The 21,390-nt window shown below is 75.7% G+C and carries 5 protein-coding genes; all 5 read left to right on the plus strand.

The window, feature by feature from the left end:
- Positions 1-6,055, plus strand: a 6,055-nt coding sequence (locus ACLQ20_RS20150; RefSeq protein ID WP_425857231.1) for an amino acid adenylation domain-containing protein, incomplete at its 5' end; no start/stop codon positions are given.
- The gene (locus ACLQ20_RS20155; protein WP_425857232.1) at positions 6,052-10,110 is read left to right on the plus strand and encodes an amino acid adenylation domain-containing protein; all 4,059 of its coding nucleotides are present in this window, start codon (positions 6,052-6,054) and stop codon (positions 10,108-10,110) included. The genes ACLQ20_RS20150 and ACLQ20_RS20155, both read left to right, overlap by 4 nt.
- Positions 10,110-19,667 carry an amino acid adenylation domain-containing protein gene (locus ACLQ20_RS20160; protein ID WP_425857234.1) on the plus strand — a complete coding sequence of 3,186 codons (9,558 nt, stop codon included), beginning with the start codon at positions 10,110-10,112 and terminating at the stop codon, positions 19,665-19,667. Before ACLQ20_RS20155 ends, ACLQ20_RS20160 begins: the two co-directional genes overlap by 1 nt.
- Positions 19,664-20,719: a GSCFA domain-containing protein gene (locus tag ACLQ20_RS20165; protein ID WP_425857236.1), complete on the plus strand. Its 1,056-nt coding sequence runs from the start codon at positions 19,664-19,666 to the stop codon at positions 20,717-20,719. The genes ACLQ20_RS20160 and ACLQ20_RS20165 overlap by 4 nt, the downstream gene beginning before the upstream one ends.
- The gene (locus ACLQ20_RS20170) at positions 20,682-21,377 is read left to right on the plus strand and encodes a hypothetical protein (RefSeq protein WP_192581454.1); all 696 of its coding nucleotides are present in this window, start codon (positions 20,682-20,684) and stop codon (positions 21,375-21,377) included. Before ACLQ20_RS20165 ends, ACLQ20_RS20170 begins: the two co-directional genes overlap by 38 nt.
- Positions 21,378-21,390: the final 13 nt, after the last annotated feature.

Consider the following 21,390-nt stretch of genomic DNA (forward strand, 5'->3'; position numbering starts at 1 on the left):
AGTCGTCGAAGCCGTCAACCCCACCCGCAACCTCGCCCACACCCCCCTCTTCCAAGTCATGTTCGCCTGGCAGAACACCGACGACGGCGAGCTGACCCTCCCGGGCCTGCGGGTCACCGCACTGCCGCCGCCCCACAGCACGGCCAAGTTCGACCTCACCCTCGCCCTCACCGAGCACGACGGCCGCATCACCGGCAGCCTCGAATACGCCACCGCACTCTTCGACACCGCCACCGCCCAGCGGCACATCCGCTACCTGCGCCACGTCCTCACCCAACTCGTCGCCCACCCCGACCAGCCCATCGACCGGCTGACCCTGCTCGACGAGCGGGAACGGGAGCAGGCGCTGCGCCAGGCCGAGCCGTCCCCGGTGGACAAGGGCGTCGTCGCCCGCCTCGCGCAGCGGGTCGCCGCGGCTCCCGACGCGGTGGCGGTGACGTTCGAGGGCACCTCGCTCACCTACCGCGACCTCGACGCGCGCGCCAACCGGCTCGCCCACCACCTGCGCGCGCACGGCGTCGGCCCCGACGCCCTCGTCGCGGTCTGCCTGCGCAGGTCGCCGGAGCTGATCGTCGCCCTCCTGGCCGTCGCCCGGGCCGGTGGCGCGTACCTGCCCCTGGACCCGGCCCACCCCGCCGAACGCCTGGCCCACCTGCTGGCCGACGGCGCCCCGGTCGCCGTCCTCACCCACGCCGCGACCCGCGCCACCCTCGACGGCCTGACCGCCGCGCCCCTCGTCGACCTCGACACCGACGCACACCGCTGGGCCGACCACCCCACCACCAGCCCCGACCCCGGCACCCGACCCGACCACCTCGCGTACGTCATCCACACCTCCGGCTCCACCGGCCGGCCCAAGGGCGTGGCGCAGACCTGGCGGTGCCTGGACAACCTGATCGACTGGCAGCTCCGCTACGCCGCGCCGGGCAGTCCCGCGCCGCAACGGGTGCTCCAGTTCGCCTCGATCGGCTTCGACGTCTCCGCGCAGGAGATCTGGAGCACCCTCTGCCAGGGCGGCACGCTGGTGCTGATCGGCGAGGAGAGCGGCCGGGACCTGGGCCGGCTGCGCCACGTCCTGGCCGAGCAGGGCGTACGGCGGGCGTTCCTGCCGGCGGCCGTGCTGCACCAGCTGGCCGGTCTCACCGGGGCCGTTCCCCCGCTCGAACCCGGCTGCGAGATCGTCACCGCCGGCGAGGCGCTGCGGGTCAACGACGACGTCCGGGCCCTGGTGGCCGGGCTGGGCGGCCGGTACCTCTACAACCAGTACGGCCCGACCGAGACCCACGTGGTCAGCCAGTTCGCGCTGGCCACCGAGGCCGCGGCCGACTGGCCGGCCCTGCCGCCGATCGGCCGGCCGATCGCCAACGCCCGGCTCTACGTGCTCGACGAGCGGTGCGAGCCGGTGCCGGCGGGCGTGCTCGGCGAGCTCTACATCAGCGGGTCCGGCCTGGCGCGCGGCTACCTCAACCGGCCGGCCGCGACCGCGGAACGGTTCCTGCCGGACCCGTTCGCGGGGCCGGGCGAGCGGATGTACCGCAGCGGCGACCTGGTCCGTCGCCGGGCCGACGGGACCATCGAGTACGTCGGGCGCGCCGACGACCAGGTCAAGGTGCGCGGCTTCCGGGTCGAGCCGGGCGAGGTGGAGAGCGCCCTGCGGCACGTTCCGGGCGTCCGCGAGGCGGCCGTGCTGCTCCGCGAGGACACCCCCGGCGACCCGCACCTGGTCGGCTACCTGGTCGGTGACGTCACCGCCGAGGCGGCCCGCGAGCAGTTGCGGCGCCGGCTGCCCGAGCACCTGGTGCCGACCCGCTGGGTGGTGCTGGAGCGGCTGCCGCTGACGGCCAACGGCAAGCTGGACCGGCGCGCCCTGCGCGCGCCGGAGCAGGCCGACGTCGCCACCGCCCACGTCGCGCCACGCGACGACCGGGAGGCCCGGATGGCCGCCATCTGGGCCGAGGTGCTGCGCCTCGACCGGGTCGGCGCGCACGACGACTTCTTCGCGCTGGGCGGCCACTCGCTGCTGGCGACCCGGCTCGTGCACGCGATCAACGAGCGGATGTCGGCGCGGCTGTCGCTGCGTACCCTCTTCCAGAAACCGGTCCTGGCCGACCTGGCGGCCGAGCTGGCGGGGCCCGGCTCCCCCGCCGTCGACGCCCTCCCGTCGCTCGTCGCAGATCCCGCCGGCCGGTACGAGCCGTTCCCGCTCACCGACATCCAGGAGGCCTACTGGGTGGGCCGCGGGTCCACCATCGAACTCGGCGGCGTCGGCGCGCACGGCTACAGCGAGCTGCGGCTGCGCGACTTCGACGAGGAGCGCTTCACCCGGGCGCTGCACCGGCTGGTCGACCGCCACGACATGCTCCGCGCGGTCTTCCACGACGGCGTCCAGCGGGTCCTGCCGAGCGTGCCGCGCTACGCGATGGCCCGGCAGGACCTGCGCGGGCTCGACCCGCAGACCGCCGACCGCCGGCTGGGCGAGACCCGGGAGCGGATGTCCCACCAGGTGTTCGACGCCGGCCGCTGGCCGCTGTTCGAGTTCGCGGTGACGCTGCTCGACGGCGAGGCGCGGCTGCACGTCAGCCTCGACGCGCTGATCCTCGACGCGGCCAGCGGGCAGATCCTGGAACACGAGCTGGCGCTGCTCTACGCCGACCCGGACGTCGACCTGCCGCCGCTCGCGGTGACCTTCCGCGACTACGTCCTGGCCGAACGGGCCCTGCGGCGCACGCCGCGCTACGCGCGGGCCCTCGACTACTGGCGGGAGCGGGTCGGCACGCTGGCCCCCGCGCCGCAGCTCCCGCTGGAACGGCAGCCCGAGAGCGTCGAACGGCCGCGCTTCACCCGCTACGACGAGGTGGTGCCGGCGGAGCGTTGGAGCCGGCTGAAGGCGCTCGCCGGCCGGCACCAGGTGACCCCGTCGGTGCTGCTGGTGACCGCGTTCGCGCAGGTGCTGGCCCGGTGGAGCCGCCAGTCGCGGTTCACGCTGAGCCTGCCGCTGTTCAACCGGCTGCCGCTGCATCCCGGCATCAACGCGGTCATCGGCGACTTCACCTCGCTGGTGCTGCTGGAGGTCGACGTGGCGGCCGGGGTCGACTTCGTGACCCGGGCCCGGGCGGTGCAGGAGCAGCTCTGGCAGGACATCGACCACTCGGCGGTCAGCGGCGTACGGGTCAACCGCGAACTCGCCCGCGCCCGGGGCACCCGCCACGCGGCCCTGCCGGTCGTCTTCAACAGCACGCTCACCGAGGCGGCGCCCGACGTCGGCGACAGCGGCCTCGCGGCGGCGCTCGGCGGTGAGGTGCTGCACGGCATCACCCAGACCCCGCAGGTGTGGATCGACCACACGGTCCTGGAGGCCGGCGGGCGGCTGCACGTCAACTGGGACAGCATCGACGAGCTCTTCCCCGCCGGCCTGGTCGCCGAGATGTTCGCGGCGTACCGGGAGCTGCTCGGGCGGCTGGCGGAGCCGGACGCCTGGCACGGCACGCTGGACGGGCCGCTCGCCCCGCCGGTGGCGGTGGCCCCGCCGGCCAATCGCGGGCTCCTGCACGAGCTGGTCGACCGGCAGGCGCTCGCGACCCCCGCCGCGCCCGCCGTGCTCGCCCCGGACCGGCGGCTGGACCACGCCACCGTACGCGTCGAGGCGCGGCGGCTGGCCGGGCGGCTCCAGGACCACGGCGTCGGGCCCGGCCAGCTCGTCGCGGTGCTGCTCGACCGGGGCTGGAAGCAGGTCGTCGCCACCCTCGCGGTCCTGCACGCCGGGGGCGCGTACCTGCCGCTCGACCCCGACTGGCCGGCCGAGCGGGTGGCCCGGGTGCTCCAGCGGGCCGGGGCGGGGCTGGTCCTGACCGGGTCGGACCGGGTGGCCCTGCCCGAGGGCGTCGCGCGCCTGGTGGTGGACGCGGACGCCGTCGGTGCGGGCGGGCCGGCGCTGCGGCCGGTCGACCTGGCGGAGACCGACGTCGCGTACGTGATCTACACGTCCGGATCCACCGGCACGCCGAAGGGCGTGACGATCGACCATCGCGGTGCGGTGAACACGCTCCTCGACGTCAACGCGCGCTTCGCCGTGGGGCCCGCCGACCGGGTCCTGGCCGTCAGCGCGCTCAGCTTCGACCTCTCCGTCTTCGACATCTTCGGCACCCTCGCGGCCGGCGCGGCGGTCGTGACGCTCGACCCGGAACTGGCCCGCGATCCGGCCCACTGGCGGGAGGTGGCCCACGCCCACCGGGTCAGCGTCTGGAACTCGGTGCCGGCGCTGGCCGGCATGCTGCTCGACGACGCCGACGCCGGCCATCCGCTGCCGGCGTCGCTGCGGCTGGCCATGCTCTCCGGGGACTGGATCCCGCTCACCCTCCCCGACCGGCTGCGCGAGGCGCTGCCCGGGATCCGGGTCGAGAGCCTCGGTGGCGCCACCGAGGCGTCGATCTGGTCCATCCACCACCCGGTCGACGAGGTCGATCCGGCCTGGCGCAGCATCCCCTACGGCCGGGCGCTGGCCCACCAGGGGGTCCACGTGCTGGACGAGGCCCTGCGCCCCCGGCCCACCTGGGCCACCGGCGACCTCTGGATCAGCGGCGCCGGGCTGGCGCGGGGCTACTGGCGCGACGAGGCGGCGACGGCGGCCAGCTTCGTCGTCCACCCGGTCAGCGGCGAGCGGCTCTACCGCACCGGCGACCTGGGCCGGCTGCGCCCGGACGGCACGATCGAGTTCCTCGGTCGCGAGGACGGCCAGGTCAAGGTGCACGGCTACCGCATCGAGCTGGGTGAGATCGAGGCGGCGTTGGAGGGCCACCCGGGCGTACGCGCCGCCGCGCTGCGGCTACTCGGTCAGGCGCAGGGCGAGAAGCGGCTGGCCGCGTACGTGGTGCCGGACGGTCCCGCGCCCGAGCCGGTCGCCCTCGTGGCGTACCTGGAGGAGCGGCTGCCGGCGTACATGGTGCCGTCGTCGTTCACCGTCCTCGACGCGCTGCCGCTGTCGGCCAACGGGAAGGTCGACCGGGCCCTGCTGCCCGACCCGAAGCCGTCGCCGGAGACCGTCGTCGAGGCGCCGGTGCTCACCGACCCGGCCGAGAACCGGCTGGTGGAGATCGTCACCGAGATCCTCGACCTGCCCGTCGTCGCGCCCGACGCCAACCTGCTGATGCTCGGCGCCACGTCGATCGACGTCGTCCGGATCGCGAACGCCCTCTCCGGCGAGTTGGGCTTCCGGCCGAAGCTGGCCCGGCTGATGCGCCAGCCGACCCTCGCCGACCTGCTGCGGATGTTCCGCGAACACACCGCCGAGCGGGCCGTCGTCGCGGCCGCGCAGCGGGCCGCCACGGTGGTCGAGGACCCGGCCGCGCGCGCCGCGTTCACCTCGGACGCGCGGGGCCGTCGCGGTTTCGCGCCCGACACCCCGGCGGTCGCGCTGACCGCGCCGGCCGATCCGGTGTACGACCGGCGTTACACCGGCTACCGCACGGTGCGCCGCTTCGCCGCGGACCCGCTGCCGGCGGGGGCGCTCGGCGGGTTGCTGGCCACCCTCGCCCAGCGGGAGGTCGACGGTCGGGCCAAGTTCCAGTACGGCTCGGCCGGCGGCACCTACGCCGTGCAGACGTACGTCCTGGTCAAGGCGGGACGCATCGACGGGGTGCCGGGCGGGGCGTACTACCACGACCCGGCGGCGCACCGGCTGCTGGCGCTCGGCCGCGACCGCGAGTTGAGCCCGGACGCCTTCGACTACTTCGTCAACCGGCCGGTCTTCGAGGCCGCCGCTTTCGCGCTGTTCCTGGTGGCGCAGCGCGCGGCCATCGAGCCTCTCTATCAGGAGCAGAGTGCGACCTTCACCGCGATCGAGGCGGGCGCCATGGCCCAGCTGCTGACGATGGCCGCCCCCGAGCACGGTCTCGGCCTGTGCGGCGTCGGCGCCCTGGACACGGCGGAGCTGACCGCCCTGTTCGACCTGGAACTCTCGCACCGGTTGGTCTACGCGCTGCTCGGCGGCGGCCGTCCCGGGGCGGAGCCGGCCGGGCCCGACGCCGCCGCCACCGACACGATCACGGTCGAGCTGTGAACGCCTACGAGCTGCTCGACACGCTCAACCGGCACGCGGTCGGGTTGCGGGTCGACGGCGACCGGCTGCGCCTCACGGGATCCCGCGAGGTCCTCACGCCCGACCTGCTGGCCGACCTCAAGCTGCACAAGGAGGAGCTGGTCGCGATCCTGACCGGCGCCGACGCGGACACGATCCCCCGCCGGCCGCGACCGGACGCGCCGGTGCCGGTCGCGTTCGCCCAACGGCAGCTCTGGTTCCTCGACCAGCTCTCCCCCGGCAACCCGTTTTACAACAACCCGGTCGCGTTCGACGTGGTGGGCGCCCTGGACGTGCCGGCGCTGGCCCGCGCCCTGACCGAGGTGGTGCGCCGGCACGAGGCGCTGCGTACCGTCTTCGCGCTCATCGACGAGGAGCCCTGCCAGGTGGTGCGGCCGGCCGGGCCGGTCGCCCTGCCGGTCACGGACCTCACCGCGCTCCCCCGCCCGGAGCGCTCCCGCCGGGCCGACGAGGCCGCCGAGGCTGAGGCGCGGGCGCCGTTCGACCTGGCCGCCGGCCCCCTGCTCCGCACCGCCCTGCTGCGGCTGGCCCCCGACGAGCACCGCTGGCTGCTCACCGTGCACCACATGGTGGCCGACGGCTGGTCCGTCGGCATCCTGATCGGCGAGGTCACCGCCCTCTACGCCGCGTACGCGCGGGGCGAGGCCGCTCCGCTGGCCGAGCTGCCCGTGCAGTACCCGGACTACACGCTGTGGCAGCGCCGGCACCTCGGCGGCGGCGAGTTGGAGCGCCAGCTCGGCTACTGGACGCGGACGCTGGCCGGTGCGCCCGCGCTGCTGGCCCTGCCGACCGACCGGCCCCGCCCGGCGGTGCAGCGCTACCGGGGCGAGACCCACGGCACGACTGTGGACGCCGCGGTGCTGCGGGGCCTGCGGGAGGTGGGCCGGGCCGGCGACGCGACGCTCTTCATGACGCTCATGGCCACCCTGTCGGTGCTGATGTGGCGCTACAGCGGGCAGGACGACGTCTGCGTCGGCACCCCGTTCGCCAACCGCAACCACCGTGACGTGGAGGGCCTGATCGGCCACTTCGTGAACACGGTGGTGATCCGCAACCGGCTGGACCCGGAGCAGTCCTTCGCGGCACTGCTGGCCGACGTCCGCCGGCACCTGCTCGACGCGTACGCCCATCCCGACCTGCCGTTCGAGCAGCTCGTGGACGCGCTCAACCCGGAGCGGCACACCAGCTACTCGCCGCTGTTCCAGGTGATGCTGGTGCTGCAGAACATCCCGCGCGGCCGGCTGGAGCTGCCCGGTCTGGTGCTGCGGCCCCTGTCGAGCAGCACCGGCGCGGCGAAGTTCGACCTGTCGGTCGAGGTGCTGGAGCACGCCGACGAGCTGCACGTCATCTTCGAGTACAACACCGACCTCTTCGACGCCGCGACGATCGCCCGGCTGGCCGGGCACTTCGTTCGCCTGCTCGCCCAGGTGGCGGCCGATCCGTCGGCCCCGGTCGGCGCGCTGCGGCTGCTCGGTGCGGACGAGCGGCACCGCCTGCTGGTCGAGTGGAACCGCACCGCGCGACCGTTCACCGACCCGGCGGACGTGGTGCGGCGGATCGCGGCGCAGGCGCGGCGGCACCCCGGCTCACTCGCCGTGGCCGACGACGACGAGCGGCTGGACTACGCCACGCTGGAGCGGCGGGCCAACCGCCTGGCGCACGCGCTGATCGCCCGGGGCGTACGCCGCGACCAGGTGGTGGGCCTGCACGCGCGGCGCTCGGCCGGGCTGATCGTGGCCATTCTGGGCGTACTCAAGGCCGGGGCCGCCTACCTGCCGCTGGACCCGGCCCTGCCGCCGGAGCGGCTCGCCGGCATGGTCGCTGACGCGGCGCCGGCCCTGGTCCTCGGCGAGGACGACCTGGCCGCCGTCGAGGCCGAGGGGCGCCACGACGGTCCGCCCGGCGTCGTCGTGCACCCCGCCAACCTGGCGTACGTGATCTACACGTCGGGCTCGACGGGCCGCCCCAAGGGCGTCGCGGTCGCCCACGGCGGCGTCGTGAACCTGCTCGACCACTGGGTGTCGCGGCTCGGCGCCGCCGAGGGGGAGGCGGCGGCGCTCTGGTCGAGCGTCGGCTTCGACGTCTCGGTGCAGGAGATCTTCCTGCCGCTGACCACGGGCGGGGCCCTGCACCTCGTACCGGAGAAGTTGCGCGGCGACCCGGCGGCGCTGATGGGCTGGCTGCGCGAGCACCGCGTCGTGCAGGCCTACCTGCCGCCGGCCTTCGTCCGGTGGATCGACGAGGATCCGGCGGCCCGCCTGTCCGGGTCGGCGCTGCGCCAACTGCTGGTCGGGGTCGAACCGCTGCCGGAGCAGGGCCTGCACCGGATGCAGGAGGCCCTGCCCGGGCTGCGGGTCCTCAACGGGTACGGGCCGACGGAGACCACCGTCTACAGCACCGCCTACCTCGACCCGCAGCCGTCCGCCCGGCAGTGCCCGATCGGCCGGCCGATCGCCAACACCCGCGTCCACCTGCTCGACGAGCTGATGGAGCCGGTGCCCGTCGGGGTCACCGGCGAGATCCACATCGGTGGCGCCGGTGTCGCCCGCGGCTACCTGGGCCGGCCGGGGGCGACCGCCGAGCGGTTCGTTCCCGACCCGTTCGTACCCGGGGAACGGCTCTACCGCACCGGCGACCTGGCCCGGCTGCTGCCCGACGGGAACATCGAGTACCTCGGCCGCCGCGACGGCCAGGTCAAGATCCGGGGCTTCCGCATCGAGCTGGGCGAGATCGAGGCCGCGCTACGGGACCGGCCGGACGTACGCGAGGCGGCGGTGCTGGTCGACTCGGACGCCGCCGGCGAGCCGAGGCTGGTCGCCGGGGTCGCCCGGGGCGGGGCGGCGCCGTTGCTGGTCAGCGAGTGGCGCGAGGCGCTGTCGCGACGGTTGCCCGGCTACATGATCCCGTCGCTCTTCGTGGAGCTGCCGCGGCTGCCGCTGACCGCCAACGGCAAGCTCGACCGCGACGAGGTGCTGCGGCTGGCCCGTACCAACGCGCCCTGGCAGGTCAACCTGGCCAGCCCGCGCGACCAGATCGAGCTGACCCTCTACCAGATCTGGAAGCGCCTGTTGCTGCACCCGGAGATCGGCATCGGCGACCGGTTCTTCGACGTGGGCGGCACCTCGATCTCGGCGATCAAGCTGGCCCACGCGATCGGCGAGGCGTTCGGCGAACCGCTGCCGGTGCACGAGATCATGCTGCACCCGACGATCGAGGCGCTGGGCGGCCGGCTACGGCGGGGCGCGTCGGGCCGGCCGCCGAGCAACCTGATCGAGTTCCGGGCGGGCGACGGCGGCGGCCGGGTCATCTGCGTGCACCCGGCCGGCGGCACCGCGTTCTGCTACCTGTCGCTGGCCAAGGCGCTGCCGGAGTCCCTCGGCGTGTACGGGATCCAGTCCCCGGGGGTGAACCCGGGCGAGGAGTTCCTGCCCACGGTGGAGGCGATGGCCGAGGCGTACCTGGGGCAGGTCGCGCACCTGCTGGACGGGCCGGTGGTGCTGACCGGGCTCTCCTACGGCGGGCTGGTCGCGTACGAGATGGGACGCCGGCTGGCCCTCGCCGGGCATCCCGGGCTGAGCGTGGTCCTGCTGGACACCCTGGGCACCGACGACCCGGCCCACCGGGGCGCGATCGAGCCGGTGGACATGGCCGAGTTCCGCGACAAGCTCATCAAGTTCAACGGGATGTACCCGGGCATCGACGACGAGCAGATCGACCAGTACCACCGCGTCTACAACCACAACCGGTCCACCATGCGCGACTATCCGACCCCCGCGTCGCCGGCCCGGCTGGTGCTGTTGCAGGCCACCGCCGGGCGCGACGAGGCCTTCCTGCACGAGGTACGCGCCTTCTGGCGGCGGCGCGGCGACGCCGACTTCCTGCTGGAGCGGGTGCACTGCGACCACTGGGACATCCTGGAGAGCGCGGTGGTGCTGCGGGTCGCCGCGCTGCTGCGCGGCGAGGTGGACCGGCTCTCCGACGCCCGTCCGACGACGCCGGCCGTACGGGAGGCGTGATGGTCCAGGGTCCCGGTCTCGCGCACGCCGTGCTCGCCCAGGCCAGTCGTACCCCCGACGCGGTCGCGGTGGCCGACGGCGACCGGCGCCTCAGCTACGCCGACCTGGACGCCGCCAGCGCCGCCGTCGCCCGGTCCCTGCGCCGGGCCGGGACCCGCCCGGGTCAGGCGGTCGCGGTGCACCTGCCGCGCGGCTGGCGGCTGGTCTGCGTCATGCTCGGCATCCTGCGGCTCGGCGCGACCGTGGTGCCGCTGGACCGGCAGAGCCCGCCCGCCCGGCGGGACCACATGCTGCGCGACTCGGGCGCCGTGGCGGTGGTCCACGGCCCGGACGCGCCCGGCGACCTGCCCGCCGGGGTGCGGCCGCTGCCGGCGGAGGCCCTGCTCGCGGTGGACGCCCCGCCGGCCGGGGACGCGGAGCTGGCGCCGGAGGCCGCGCCGGTCGCGTTCGTCTTCTACACCTCGGGCACCACGGGCCGTCCCAAGGGCGTGGAGGTGCGCGACGCGGGCGTCCTGCGGCTGGCCCGCCCCGGCTACGTCGCGCTGACCCCGGCGGCCCGCTACGCGAGCCTCGCCAACCCGGCGTTCGACGCGATCAGCTTCGAGGTCTGGGTGCCGCTGCTGACCGGCGGCTGCTGCGTCGTGCTCGACGACGAGACGGTGTCGACGCCGCACCTGCTCGACGCCGCGCTGCGCCGGGAGCGGATCGACACGCTCTTCATCACCGTGGCGCTGTTCAACGCGGTGGTCGACGAACGGCCGCACTGCTTCGCCGACGTCGGCCAGGTGCTCGTCGGCGGCGAGCAGCTCAACGCCCGGCTGATCCGCCGCTGGTACCGCGACAACCCCGCCAGCCGCACCCGGCTGCACAACGTCTACGGGCCCACCGAGGCGACCACGTTCGCCCTGTGCCATCCGATCCCCCGCGACTTCGACGCCGAGGTGGTCCCGATCGGCCGGGTGCTGCCGGGCACCGACGCGCACCTGGTGGTCGACGGCGAGCGTGTCGCCGCGCCGGGCGAGGTCGCCGAGCTGTACCTGGGCGGCGCGGCGCTGGCGGCCGGCTACCGCAACCTGCCCGAGGAGACCACCGCGCGCTTCGTCCGGCTGCCCTGGCTGGACGGCTCCGCCGGCCGCCACTACCGCACCGGCGACCTGGTGCGCGCCGACGCCGCCGGCCGCGTCGAGTACGTCGGCCGGGTCGACCGGCAGGTCAAGGTCCGGGGCTTCCGGGTCGAGCCCGGCGAGGTGGAGCGGCAGGTCCTCGCCCACCCGGGGGTCCGGCAGGCGTACGTCTGCACCCGGCGCGACCCGGTGCACGGCACGAACGAGCTGCTGGCGTACCTGGTGACGGCTGGCGACCTGTCGTACGCGGAGTTCGACCGGCACCTGACCGCGACCCTGCCGCCGTACCTGCGCCCGCACCGGGTCCACCGGGTCGGGGCGCTGCCGCTGACGGCGAACGGCAAGGTGGACGCCGACGCGCTGCTGCGGCGCGACGACCTGCCCTGGCGCGCTGGCCGCGACGACCCGCCTGGGTGTGGTGGGCGCGACGACCCGCCTAGGCGTGGTGGGCGCGACGACCCGCACCCACACGACGGGCGCGAGGAACGCCACGACCCGCACCCACACGACGGGCGCGACGGCGAGCCCGCCGAGGTGGCCGGCACGGCGTGGCAGCGGGCGGTGCTCGGGCTGGCCGGCGAGGTGCTGGGCGTGCCCGACCTGCGACCGGACGACCGGTGGATCGCCAGCGGCGGGGATTCGCTGAAGGCGCTGCGGCTGCGCTTCGAGATCCAGCGGCGCTGGGGCGCCGAGGTGCCGCAGGCGGTGGTGCTGGGCGGCGACCTCGCCGAGCTGGCCACGGCGGTCGCGACGGCCCGCACCGCGACCGGCTCGCCGTACCCGGTGCCGGCTCCCCCGTCCGGCGCCCGGTCCGCGCCGGCCACCTCGGAGCAGCAGCGGCTCTGGCTGTTGCAGCAACGGTCCCCGGCGTCCACCGCCTACCACGTGGGGCTCGCCTTCGAGCTGCGCGGCCGGGTCGACGTCGACGCGCTGCGGCACGCGCTGCGCCGGGTGGTGGCGCGTCATCCGGCGCTGCGGACCGCCTTCCGGGCCACGCCGGAGGGGCTGCGCCAGGAGGTCGGCGATCCCTACGACCCGTGGCGCGAGCCAACTCCCACTCCCGCGTCCGCTTCCGACGCTGACGGAGCCGGGGCCGGGGCCAGGGCTGACGACTGGGCTGGGGCCGGCGACAGGGCCGGCGACGGCGACTGGGCTGGGGCCGGTGACGGGGCTGGCGGCGGGGTTGGCGACGGCGACTGGGCCGGGTGGCGCGAGCGCGCCCGCGCCCTCTTCGCCGCCTCCTTCGACCTCGGACAGCCGCGCATGCTGCGGGCGTACTGGCTGGCCCGCGACGGCGGCGGGGTGCTCCTGCTGCACCTGCACCACATCGCGGTCGACGGCTGGTCGCTCGACGTCCTGTTCCGCGGGCTGTCGGCCGCGTACGCGGCGGCGCTGGCCGGCACGACCGAGGACGAGGACGAGCCCGCCCCGACGCCGCTGGACTACGCCCGGTGGCAGGCCGAGTGGTTCGCCCGGCCGGCCTACCGGGCACAACGCGACGCCCTGCGCGGCCACTACGCCGACGTGACGGAGGTCGCCGCGCCGCTGCGGCCGATCCGGAAGCACGGCGGCACCGGGGACCACCTGCTCCACACCACGATCGGCCCGGAACGCCGCGCCGCCCTCGACCGGCTCGGCGCCGAGCTGGGACTGACCCGCTTCCCGCTGCTGCTGACGCTCTTCGGCTGGGCCGTGCACGGGGTGACCGGCCGCACCCATCCGCGCGTCGCCAGCCCGGTGGCGAACCGGCCCGTACGCGACTTCGAGGCGAGCCTCGGCATGTTCGCCAACACGGTGCTGCTGCCCCTGGCGCTGGCACCCGCCGAGGAGCTGCGCGCGCAGCTGCGCCGACAGGCCGACGCCGTACGCGCGGTGCTCGACGCGCAGGACGTGGCGCTCGCGCACGCCGTCGCCGACCACGACTTCGGCGCCGACGCGCCGCTGTTCGACTTCCTCTTCGTCCTCGACAACACGGACTTCTCCGCGCTGGCGCTGCCCGGCTGCGCGTCCCGGCCGGTCTGGCTGGCCCCGACCGAGGCCAAGTGCCCGCTCACCCTCTCGGTCGTCGCGCACGAGTCCGGCTTCGACTGCCTCTGGGAGTACGCCGACGAGCACTTCGACGCCGCCGACGTGGCCGCGGCGGCCGAGTTGTTCCGGCGCGGCCTCGACGCGTTGACCGGCACCGACCCGAGCACGCTGGCCGAGCTGGTGCGGCCCTACCGCCGCAGCCTGCCCGAGCCCGGCCGGGGTTCGCGTACCCCGTCGGTCTTGCCCACCGTGGCCGAGGCCTTCGCCCGGCGGGTGCGGGCGGAGCCGACCGCCACCGCGCTGGTGGCCGGCGCCCGTCGCCTCAGCTACGCCGACCTCGACGCGTACGCCTCGGCGCTCGCCGCCGAACTGCTGCGGGACCATCCGGTCTCCACCGACGACCGGCATTGCGTCGCCCTGTTCTTCGAGCCGTCGGTGGAACACGTGGTGGCGCTGCTCGCGGCGGCCCGGCTCAACCTGACCGTCGTGCCGCTCGACCGGGCCTACCCGCCTGCGCTGCTGCGCCAGGTCCTGGGCCAGGTCGACCCGCTCTGCGTGCTGCTGGCGCCCGGCGACGAGCCCGCCCTCGACGTGATCGACGAGGGCGCTCACCCCCGGCACCCGGTGGTGCTGTCCCGGTCGGCCACGCCCGTCGCGCCGTCGTACGTCGGCCGCCCGCTCTACACGCTCTTCACCTCGGGCTCGACCGGCACGCCCAAGGGTGTGCAGGTCGGCGACGCCCTGCTGGTCAACCTCCTGCACTGGCAGGGCGAGGCCGGCGGCCTGGCGGGCGCGGCGGCGACCCTGCAGTTCTCCATGCTCTCCTTCGACGTCTCCTTCCAGGAGATCTTCGGCACGCTCTGCGGTGGCGGCACCCTGCACCTGCCCCGGCCCGGGTGGCGGCAGGACATGCCGGCGCTGCTGGCGCACCTCGACGCCGCCGGCATCGAGCGGATCTTCCTGCCGTACGTCGCCCTGCAACTCCTCGCCGAGCACGGGGTCCGCCTCGGCCGGTACCCGTCCCGGCTGCGGGAGGTCGTCACCGCCGGCGAGCAGCTGATCTGCACCGACAGCATCCGCCGCTGGTTCGCCGGCCTGCCCGGTGCGCGCCTGTTCAACCATTACGGCCCGACCGAGACCCACGTGGTCAGCAGCCTCTGCCTCGACGGCGACCCGGCCACCTGGCCGACCCGCCCCGCCATCGGCCGCCCGGTCGCCAACACGTGGCTGCGGGTGGTGGACTCCGCCGACGAGGTGGTGCCGCCGGACTGCCCCGGGCAGCTGCTGATCGGCGGGGAACTGGTGGCGCCCTGCTACCTGGACGATCCGGCGCTCGACCGGGCCCGCTTCGTCGAGCTGCCCGGTGACGGCTGGTTCTTCCGCAGCGGCGACCAGGCCCGGTTCGACCGCGACGGTCTGCTGCACTACCTGGGCCGCGACGACCAGCAGGTGAAGGTGAGCGGGCACCGGCTGGAGCTGGGCCAGGTGGAGGCGGCCCTGCTGGCGCACCCGGCGGTCGTCAACGCCGTGGTGGTCCGCGACGATCCGCACCTGGTCGCCTGTCTGGAGCTGCGGGCGGATCCACCGTCGCCGGAGGAGCTGACCGGTCACCTGGCGGGGCTCCTGCCCGGGTACGTGCGGGTGGACCGGTTCCGGCGGCTGCCGGAGCTGCCGCGTACCGCCAGCGGGAAGCTGGACCGCCGCCGCGCGTTGACGGCACCGGGCGAGGAGCTGCGGCCGGGCGCCGCCGCGCCGGCGCCGGTCATGTCGGTCCTGGAGTCCCGGCTGGCCAAGCTCTTCGAGGAGGTCGTCGGGACGCCGATCGCACCCGACCGGCGCTTCTTCGACCAGGGCGCGGGCAGCCTCGACCTGATGCGCTTCCACCTGCGCTGCGCCGCCGAGGGGCTGCCGCTGAGCATCCCCGACCTCTTCGAGCACGTCACCATCCGCCGCCTCGCCCGGTTCCTCACCGAGCAACGGGCCACGGAGGCGGCGGTGGGCGCGCGGGACGGGGCCGTCGCTGGCCCGGCGGACGAGCCGGTCGCCGTGGTCGGGATGGCCGTCCGGCTGCCCGGCGCGGCCGACCTGGCCGCCTTCTGGGCGATGGTGGAGGCCGGCGACCGGGGCATCGAGCACTTCGACGCCGCCGACGGCCTGGTCGGCGCCCGCAGCCAGCTGGCCGGGGTGCTCGGCTTCGACCCGGGGCACTTCGGCATCAGCCGCCAGGAGGCGCGGCTGATGGATCCGCAGCAGCGGCACCTGCTGATGAGCTGCGTCGAGGCGTTGGCGCACGCCGGCATCGCCGATCCCGCCGGGCAGCGGGTCGGCCTGCTCGCCAGCTGCGGCGAGAACACGTACTTCCAGACGATGCTGCGCGAAGCCGATCCGGCGCGGCTGCCGGACTCCTTCCAGTTGGCGCTGCACCACGAGAAGGACTTCCTGGCCACGAAGGTCGCCTACCACCTGCGGCTGACCGGTCCGGCCTTCACCGTGCAGGCGGCCTGCGCCAGCTCGCTGGTGGCGGTCCACGTCGCGGCCGGGCTGCTGCGCCAGGGCGACAGCGACGTGATGCTGGTCGGCGGCGTGCTGGTGGACCCGCTGCTGACGGCCGGCTACCGCTACCAGCCGCAGCACATCTTCTCCCCGGACGGGCACTGCCGGCCGTTCAGCGACGACGCCGGCGGCACCGTCGGCGCCAGCGGGGTGGGCGTGGTCGTGCTCAAGCCCTTGCGGCTGGCCCGGCGCGACGGCGACACCGTCTACGCCGTGATCACCGGGTCGGCCGTCAACAACGACGGCGCGGAGAAGATCGGCTACGCCGCGCCGTCGGTCGCCGGCCAGCGTGAGGTGATCCGTACCGCGCTGCGCCGCAGCGGGCGTACCAGCGGCGACGTGGGCTACGTGGAGGCGCACGGCACCGGCACGGAGCTGGGCGATCCGGTGGAGGTGGCGGCGCTACGCCAGGCGTTCGACCTGGCCGGGTCCGGTCGCGTCGCGCTGGCCTCGGTGAAGAGCCAGATCGGTCATCTCGGCGCGGCGGCCGGGGTGGTCGGTCTGGTCCGCGCCGTGCTGGCCGTGCACCACGGGCTGATCCCGCCGAACGTCGACTTCCGTCGCCTCAATCCACGGCTGGGCCCCGACCCGGCCCCGTTCCACGTCCCCACGAAGGCCCGGCCCTGGCCCGTCGACCGGCCACGCGTGGCGGCGGTGAGCAGCTTCGGCATCGGCGGCACCAACGCCCACCTGGTCTGCGAGGCGGTCGCGCAGGTCGGCGCCGGCCCGGAGACTCCGCCGGTCCCCGGCGTACCGGTGGTGCTGCTCGCCAGCGGCAGCGCGGCCGGCCTGCGCGCCGACGCCGACCGCATCGCCGACTACCTGGCGGCCCGGCCCGAGGCCTACCACCGGGTGCTGCGCCACCTCCAGGCGGGCCGCACGCCGGGCCGGTGGCGGGCGGCGGCCGTCTGCGCCGACGCGGCCGCCGCCGTGGCCTGGCTGCGCACCGCGACCGCCGTCGAGGTCACCCCCGTCGAGGCGGCGCCCGTCGCGGTCACCGGCCCGGCCGGTACGCCGCCGGCGGCCGACCTCGTCGCCGCCTGGCTGGCCGGTCGGCCGGTCCGGTGGCCGGCCGGGCCGGCGCAGCCGCCCTGGGACTTCCCCCCGCCGGCGTTCGTTCTCGTCGACCACGAGTTCGCCCGCGCCGCCCCGCCGGCCGGGTCGACACCGCCGGCCGGGATGGCACCGCCCGCCGGGGCGGCGTCAGCCGGGGTGGCGTCGCCCGGGGCGGCGTCGCCCGGGGTGCCGGCGGCTGCCGGGGCGGCGTCGCCCGCCGAGGTGGCGTCGCCCGGGGTGCCGGCGGCTGCCGGGGCGGCGCCGGCCGATCAGCCGTGGCCGGCGCGGCTGCCCGAGGCCGAGTGGTTGCACCAGCCGCACTGGGTGCGCTGGCGGCACGCGGGGGCCGACCCCGGTGCCCGCCGCCCGGAGACGCTCGTGGTCATGGCCGCGGAACCGCCCCCGCCGGCCGCGCTCCGCGCCTTCACGGCGTCCCACGCCCGGGTGGTCGCCGTCACCGCCGCGGACGGCTTCGCCCGGCTCGGACCGGACAGCTACCAGGCCGACCCGGCCGATCCCGGGTCGCTGGGCCGGCTGCTCGACGCGCTGACCGGTGCCGACGCCGGCTCGCCGGCCGCGCCCGGACACGGCGGTGTCGACTGGCTCCACGCGCTGCCGCTGGCCGTCGACGGGCCGGTCGGCGCGGACGCGCTCGCCCACGCGTACCGGGCCTGCGTCGACACCCCGGCGGCGCTGCTGGCAGCCGTCGCCGCGCTGCCCCGCCGGCCCCGGCTGCGGGCCTGGTGGCTGTCGCAGCAGGCGCAACCCGTGCACGACGACGTACGCCGGCCGGAGCTGGGCCTGCTCGCCGGGGTCTGCGAGGTCGCACCCCAGGAGGGCGACGTCGCGAGCCACTGGGTGGACCTGCCGGGCCCCGATCCGGCCGACTGGGCGCCGGCGCTCGCGGCGCTGCTGGCGGAGGAGACACCACCCCGCCGACTCGCGCTGCGCGGGAGTTACTGGTGGGAGCAGGCGCTGCTGCCGGTCCGCCCGCCGGCCGCGCCGGCCACGCATCCGCTGCCGGCGGTGCCCGCCACGCGCGCGCTGCCGGCCGGACCGGCCGTGTACGTGGTCCTCGGCGGCACCGGCGGCATCGGGCGGAGCATCGCCGCCTGGCTGCTGGAGCAGGGCGACTGCCGGGTGGTCCTGCTGGCGCGGCGCGGGCCGCTGCCGGCCGGGTTGGCGCGCTGGGCCGACCGCGTCGACCTCGTCGAGGGCGACCTGGCCGAGGCCGGACCCGACGAACTGCTGGCCCGGCTCGACGCCCGGACCCGACGGGTCGACGGGGTGGTCCACGCCGCGGGGATCGCGGTCGGCGGGCTGATCGGCCGGCGGGACGCGGCCGCGATGCGGCGGGCCACGGCCGGCAGGACGCACGGCGCGCTGCTCGTGGAGCGGCTGGTCGCGCGCCACCGGCCGTCGTTCGTCGTCTACTGCTCGTCGATGTCGGCGCAGCTCGGCGGCGTCGGCCAGCTCGACTACGCCGCCACCAACGGGCTGCTGGACGGCTTCGCCCGGCACCGGGCGGACGGGGCCGACACCACGCTGCGGATCTCTGTGGGCTGGGACGTCTGGAGCGAGGTGGGCCTGGCCCGGGACGCCCTGCCCACCGACGCCCGGCACCGGGCGCACCTGGCGGTCGGCCTCTCCGTGGAGGAGGGGCGCCGGCTCTTCGCGCAGGCCCTGCGGCTGCGGCTGCCGCAGCTACTCGTCTGCACCACCGCGCTGGACAGGGCGCGGGAGTTCTACGCGCCACCGGCCGGACCGGCGGACGCGACACCCGCCGTACTGCCCCGGTCGGCCGCCGAGCAGGTCGGCGAGTGGCTCTGCGACTGGCTGGGCGTCGACGCGCTCGACCCGGCCGCGTCCCTCTACGACCTGGGGGCCGACTCGCTGCTGCTGCTGGACCTGATCGACCGGGTCAAGGAGCGCTTCGGCGTCAGCCTCGGCCTGTCCCAGCTGAGCCACCGGGTGAGCCTTGCCGAGGTGCTGGGGCTCCTCGGCGAGCCGGTCCGCGCCGCCGACCCCGCCGACCCCGCCGTGGCGGTGGAGGTCTGGCAGGCGGGCCGGGGGCGTGCGGTGCTCTGCCTGGTCCATCCGGTCGGCGGCGACGTCCAGGCGTACCGGCCGCTGGTGTCGGCGCTCGATCCGGAGCTCACGGTCTGCGTCATCGCCGATCCCGCGCTGGTGAGCCCCGGGCAGCCGGCCTGGTCGCTCGCGGAGCGGGCCGCGCGCTACCACGCCGCGCTACGGGACCGCTTCCCCCGCGACGAGTGGCGCTGGCGGCTCGCCGGGTGGTCGTTCGGCGCCTGGGTGGCGCTCGGGATGGCGGCGGAGGCCGAGGCGGCCGGCCAGCCGGCGGACGAGCTGTACCTGCTCGACCCGCCGCCGCCGGACGCCGCGCCGGCCTTCGAGGCGTACGACGAGGAGCGGCTCGCCGCGCTCTTCGCCCACGAGCTGGGGGCGGCGGCCGGCGCGAACACCGCGGCGACGGCGTACGCGGACGCGCTGGCGCGCTGCTGCCGGGCCAACCTGGCGAGCATGGCCCAGCACACCCTGCCCCGGCTGGCCGGGACGCCCGGGCGGCTCTGGCTCGCGGGCCGCCCGACGGCCGGGCTGCCGGCGCTCGGCGCGCCCCAGGAGCAGGCCCGCACGTGGCGGGGGCACCTGACCGGGCTCGCCTGGCACCTCGTCGACACCACCCACTACGGCATCGTCGAGGCGCCGCACGTGGACATGGTGGCCGGGGCCATCAACGAGGCGGAGTTGGCCACCGACCCGAGGGCGGCGCGATGAATCCGTACCAGTCGTTGCCGTCGCGGTCGTTCTGGCGCACCGCCGTGGCCGAGCCGGAGATGCGGGACATCGGCGAGGTGTGGACGCCGAAGTTCGGCCTCGACCCGGACGATCCGGTCCTCACCGCCGGTTCCTGCTTCGCCCGCCACCTCGGTCCCGCCCTGCGCGACGAGGGGATGAACTGGCATGAAAGCGAGCTGCCCCCGCCGGGGCTGACCGAGGCCGAGCGCCGGGCCCGCCACTACGGCGCGTTCTCCTTCCGCACCGGCACCATCTACACCGCCGCCACCCTGCGGCAGTGGCTGACCTGGGCGTTGACGGACGACCCCGGACCGGACGAGGTCTGGCGCGAGGGTGACCGGTTCTTCGACCCGTACCGCCCGTCGGTCGAACCCGACGGGTACGACTCGGCGGAGGCGACCCTGGCCGCCCGCCGCTCCACCCTGGCGGCGATGCGGGGGGCGGTCGCCGAGGCGGGCTGTCTCATCTTCACCCTCGGCCTGACCGAGGCCTGGCGCGACACGGTCACCGGCACCGTCCACCCGGTCTGCCCCGGCACCGTCCGGGGCACCTTCGACGCCGGGCGGCACGTCTTCCACAACTTCACCGTGGCCGAGGTACACCGGGACCTCTGCGCCGTCGTCGCGCTGCTGCGCGCCGCCAACCCCCGGCTGACCGTCCTGCTGACCGTGTCGCCGGTGCCGCTCACCGCGACGGCGACCGGGGCGCACGCGTTGACCGCCACCACGTACTCCAAGTCCGTGCTGCGGGCCGCGGCGGGCCAACTGGCCCAGGAACACGACCACGTCGACTACTTCCCCTCGTACGAGCTGATCACCGGTTTCCCGTTCCGGGGGGTCTTCTTCGCGCCGAATCTGCGCGCCGTGACGCCGGCGGGGGTCGCCTTCGTCATGCGCCACTTCTTCGACGCCCTCGAACGCGACAGGTCGGCGGGTCCGACCGCCACGGCGTCCGACGCTCGCGCCGACGCCGCCGACGGAGGTGACCTCTACTGTGACGACGCCGTCCTCGACCACTACCGCGCCGGCTAGGTTCCTGTTGCTGGGCGACTCGCACGCCGGGCCGATCGCCCGCGCGGCCACGGCGGCCGGGGTGCCCTTCGTCGGCGGGCCGGTCGGCTCGGGGCGCGACTTCAACGTCGGCTTCTTCGACGTCCGCGACGACGGCCTGGTGTTCCGGGACGCCGCCGTGCAGGAACGCCACCGCGGCTTCCTGGCCGAGCTGGGCGTGGCCGACGTCGGGCAGCTCGCCGTCCCGCTGGTCTCGACGTTCGGGCTCAGCGCCCACTTCTTCGCCACCACCGAGAACTGGCGGATCTACCGGGCGGGCGACGGCGCCTTCCCGGCGGGCTTCCTCGCCGGCGGGCTCTTCGACGACATCGTGCGCGCCATGGCCCGCGACGCGCTGGCCTTCTACCGCCACGCCCTCGACCTGGGGCTGCGCGTCCTCGCGGTGCTGCCGCCACAGCGGGTGCCGGGAATGTCCGACCCGCTGGTGTTCATGGCGGCCCAGGAGACGGTCCGCCGCGCGCTCGTCGCGCTCGGCGTGGAGATCGTGGACCTGCGGGCCCGGGTCACCGACGGCGCGGGCCGGCAGCGGGCCGCGTTCTGCGAGCCGGACGACCCGATCCACGGCAACCTCGCCTTCGGCCGGCTGATCGTGGCCGACCTGCTGGCCCGGGGGCTGTGACACCGAACCCAGG

This window comes from Micromonospora sp. DT46, assembly GCF_049841735.1.
In the GTDB taxonomy this organism is placed as follows: domain Bacteria; phylum Actinomycetota; class Actinomycetes; order Mycobacteriales; family Micromonosporaceae; genus Micromonospora; species Micromonospora reichwaldensis.

Coding starts and splice junctions, on each gene's coding strand:
- ACLQ20_RS20160 (WP_425857234.1), top strand. CDS start 10,110: ATGGTCCAGGGTCCCGGTCTCGCGCACGCCGTGCTCGCCCAGGCCAGT.
- ACLQ20_RS20165 (WP_425857236.1), top strand. CDS start 19,664: ATGAATCCGTACCAGTCGTTGCCGTCGCGGTCGTTCTGGCGCACCGCC.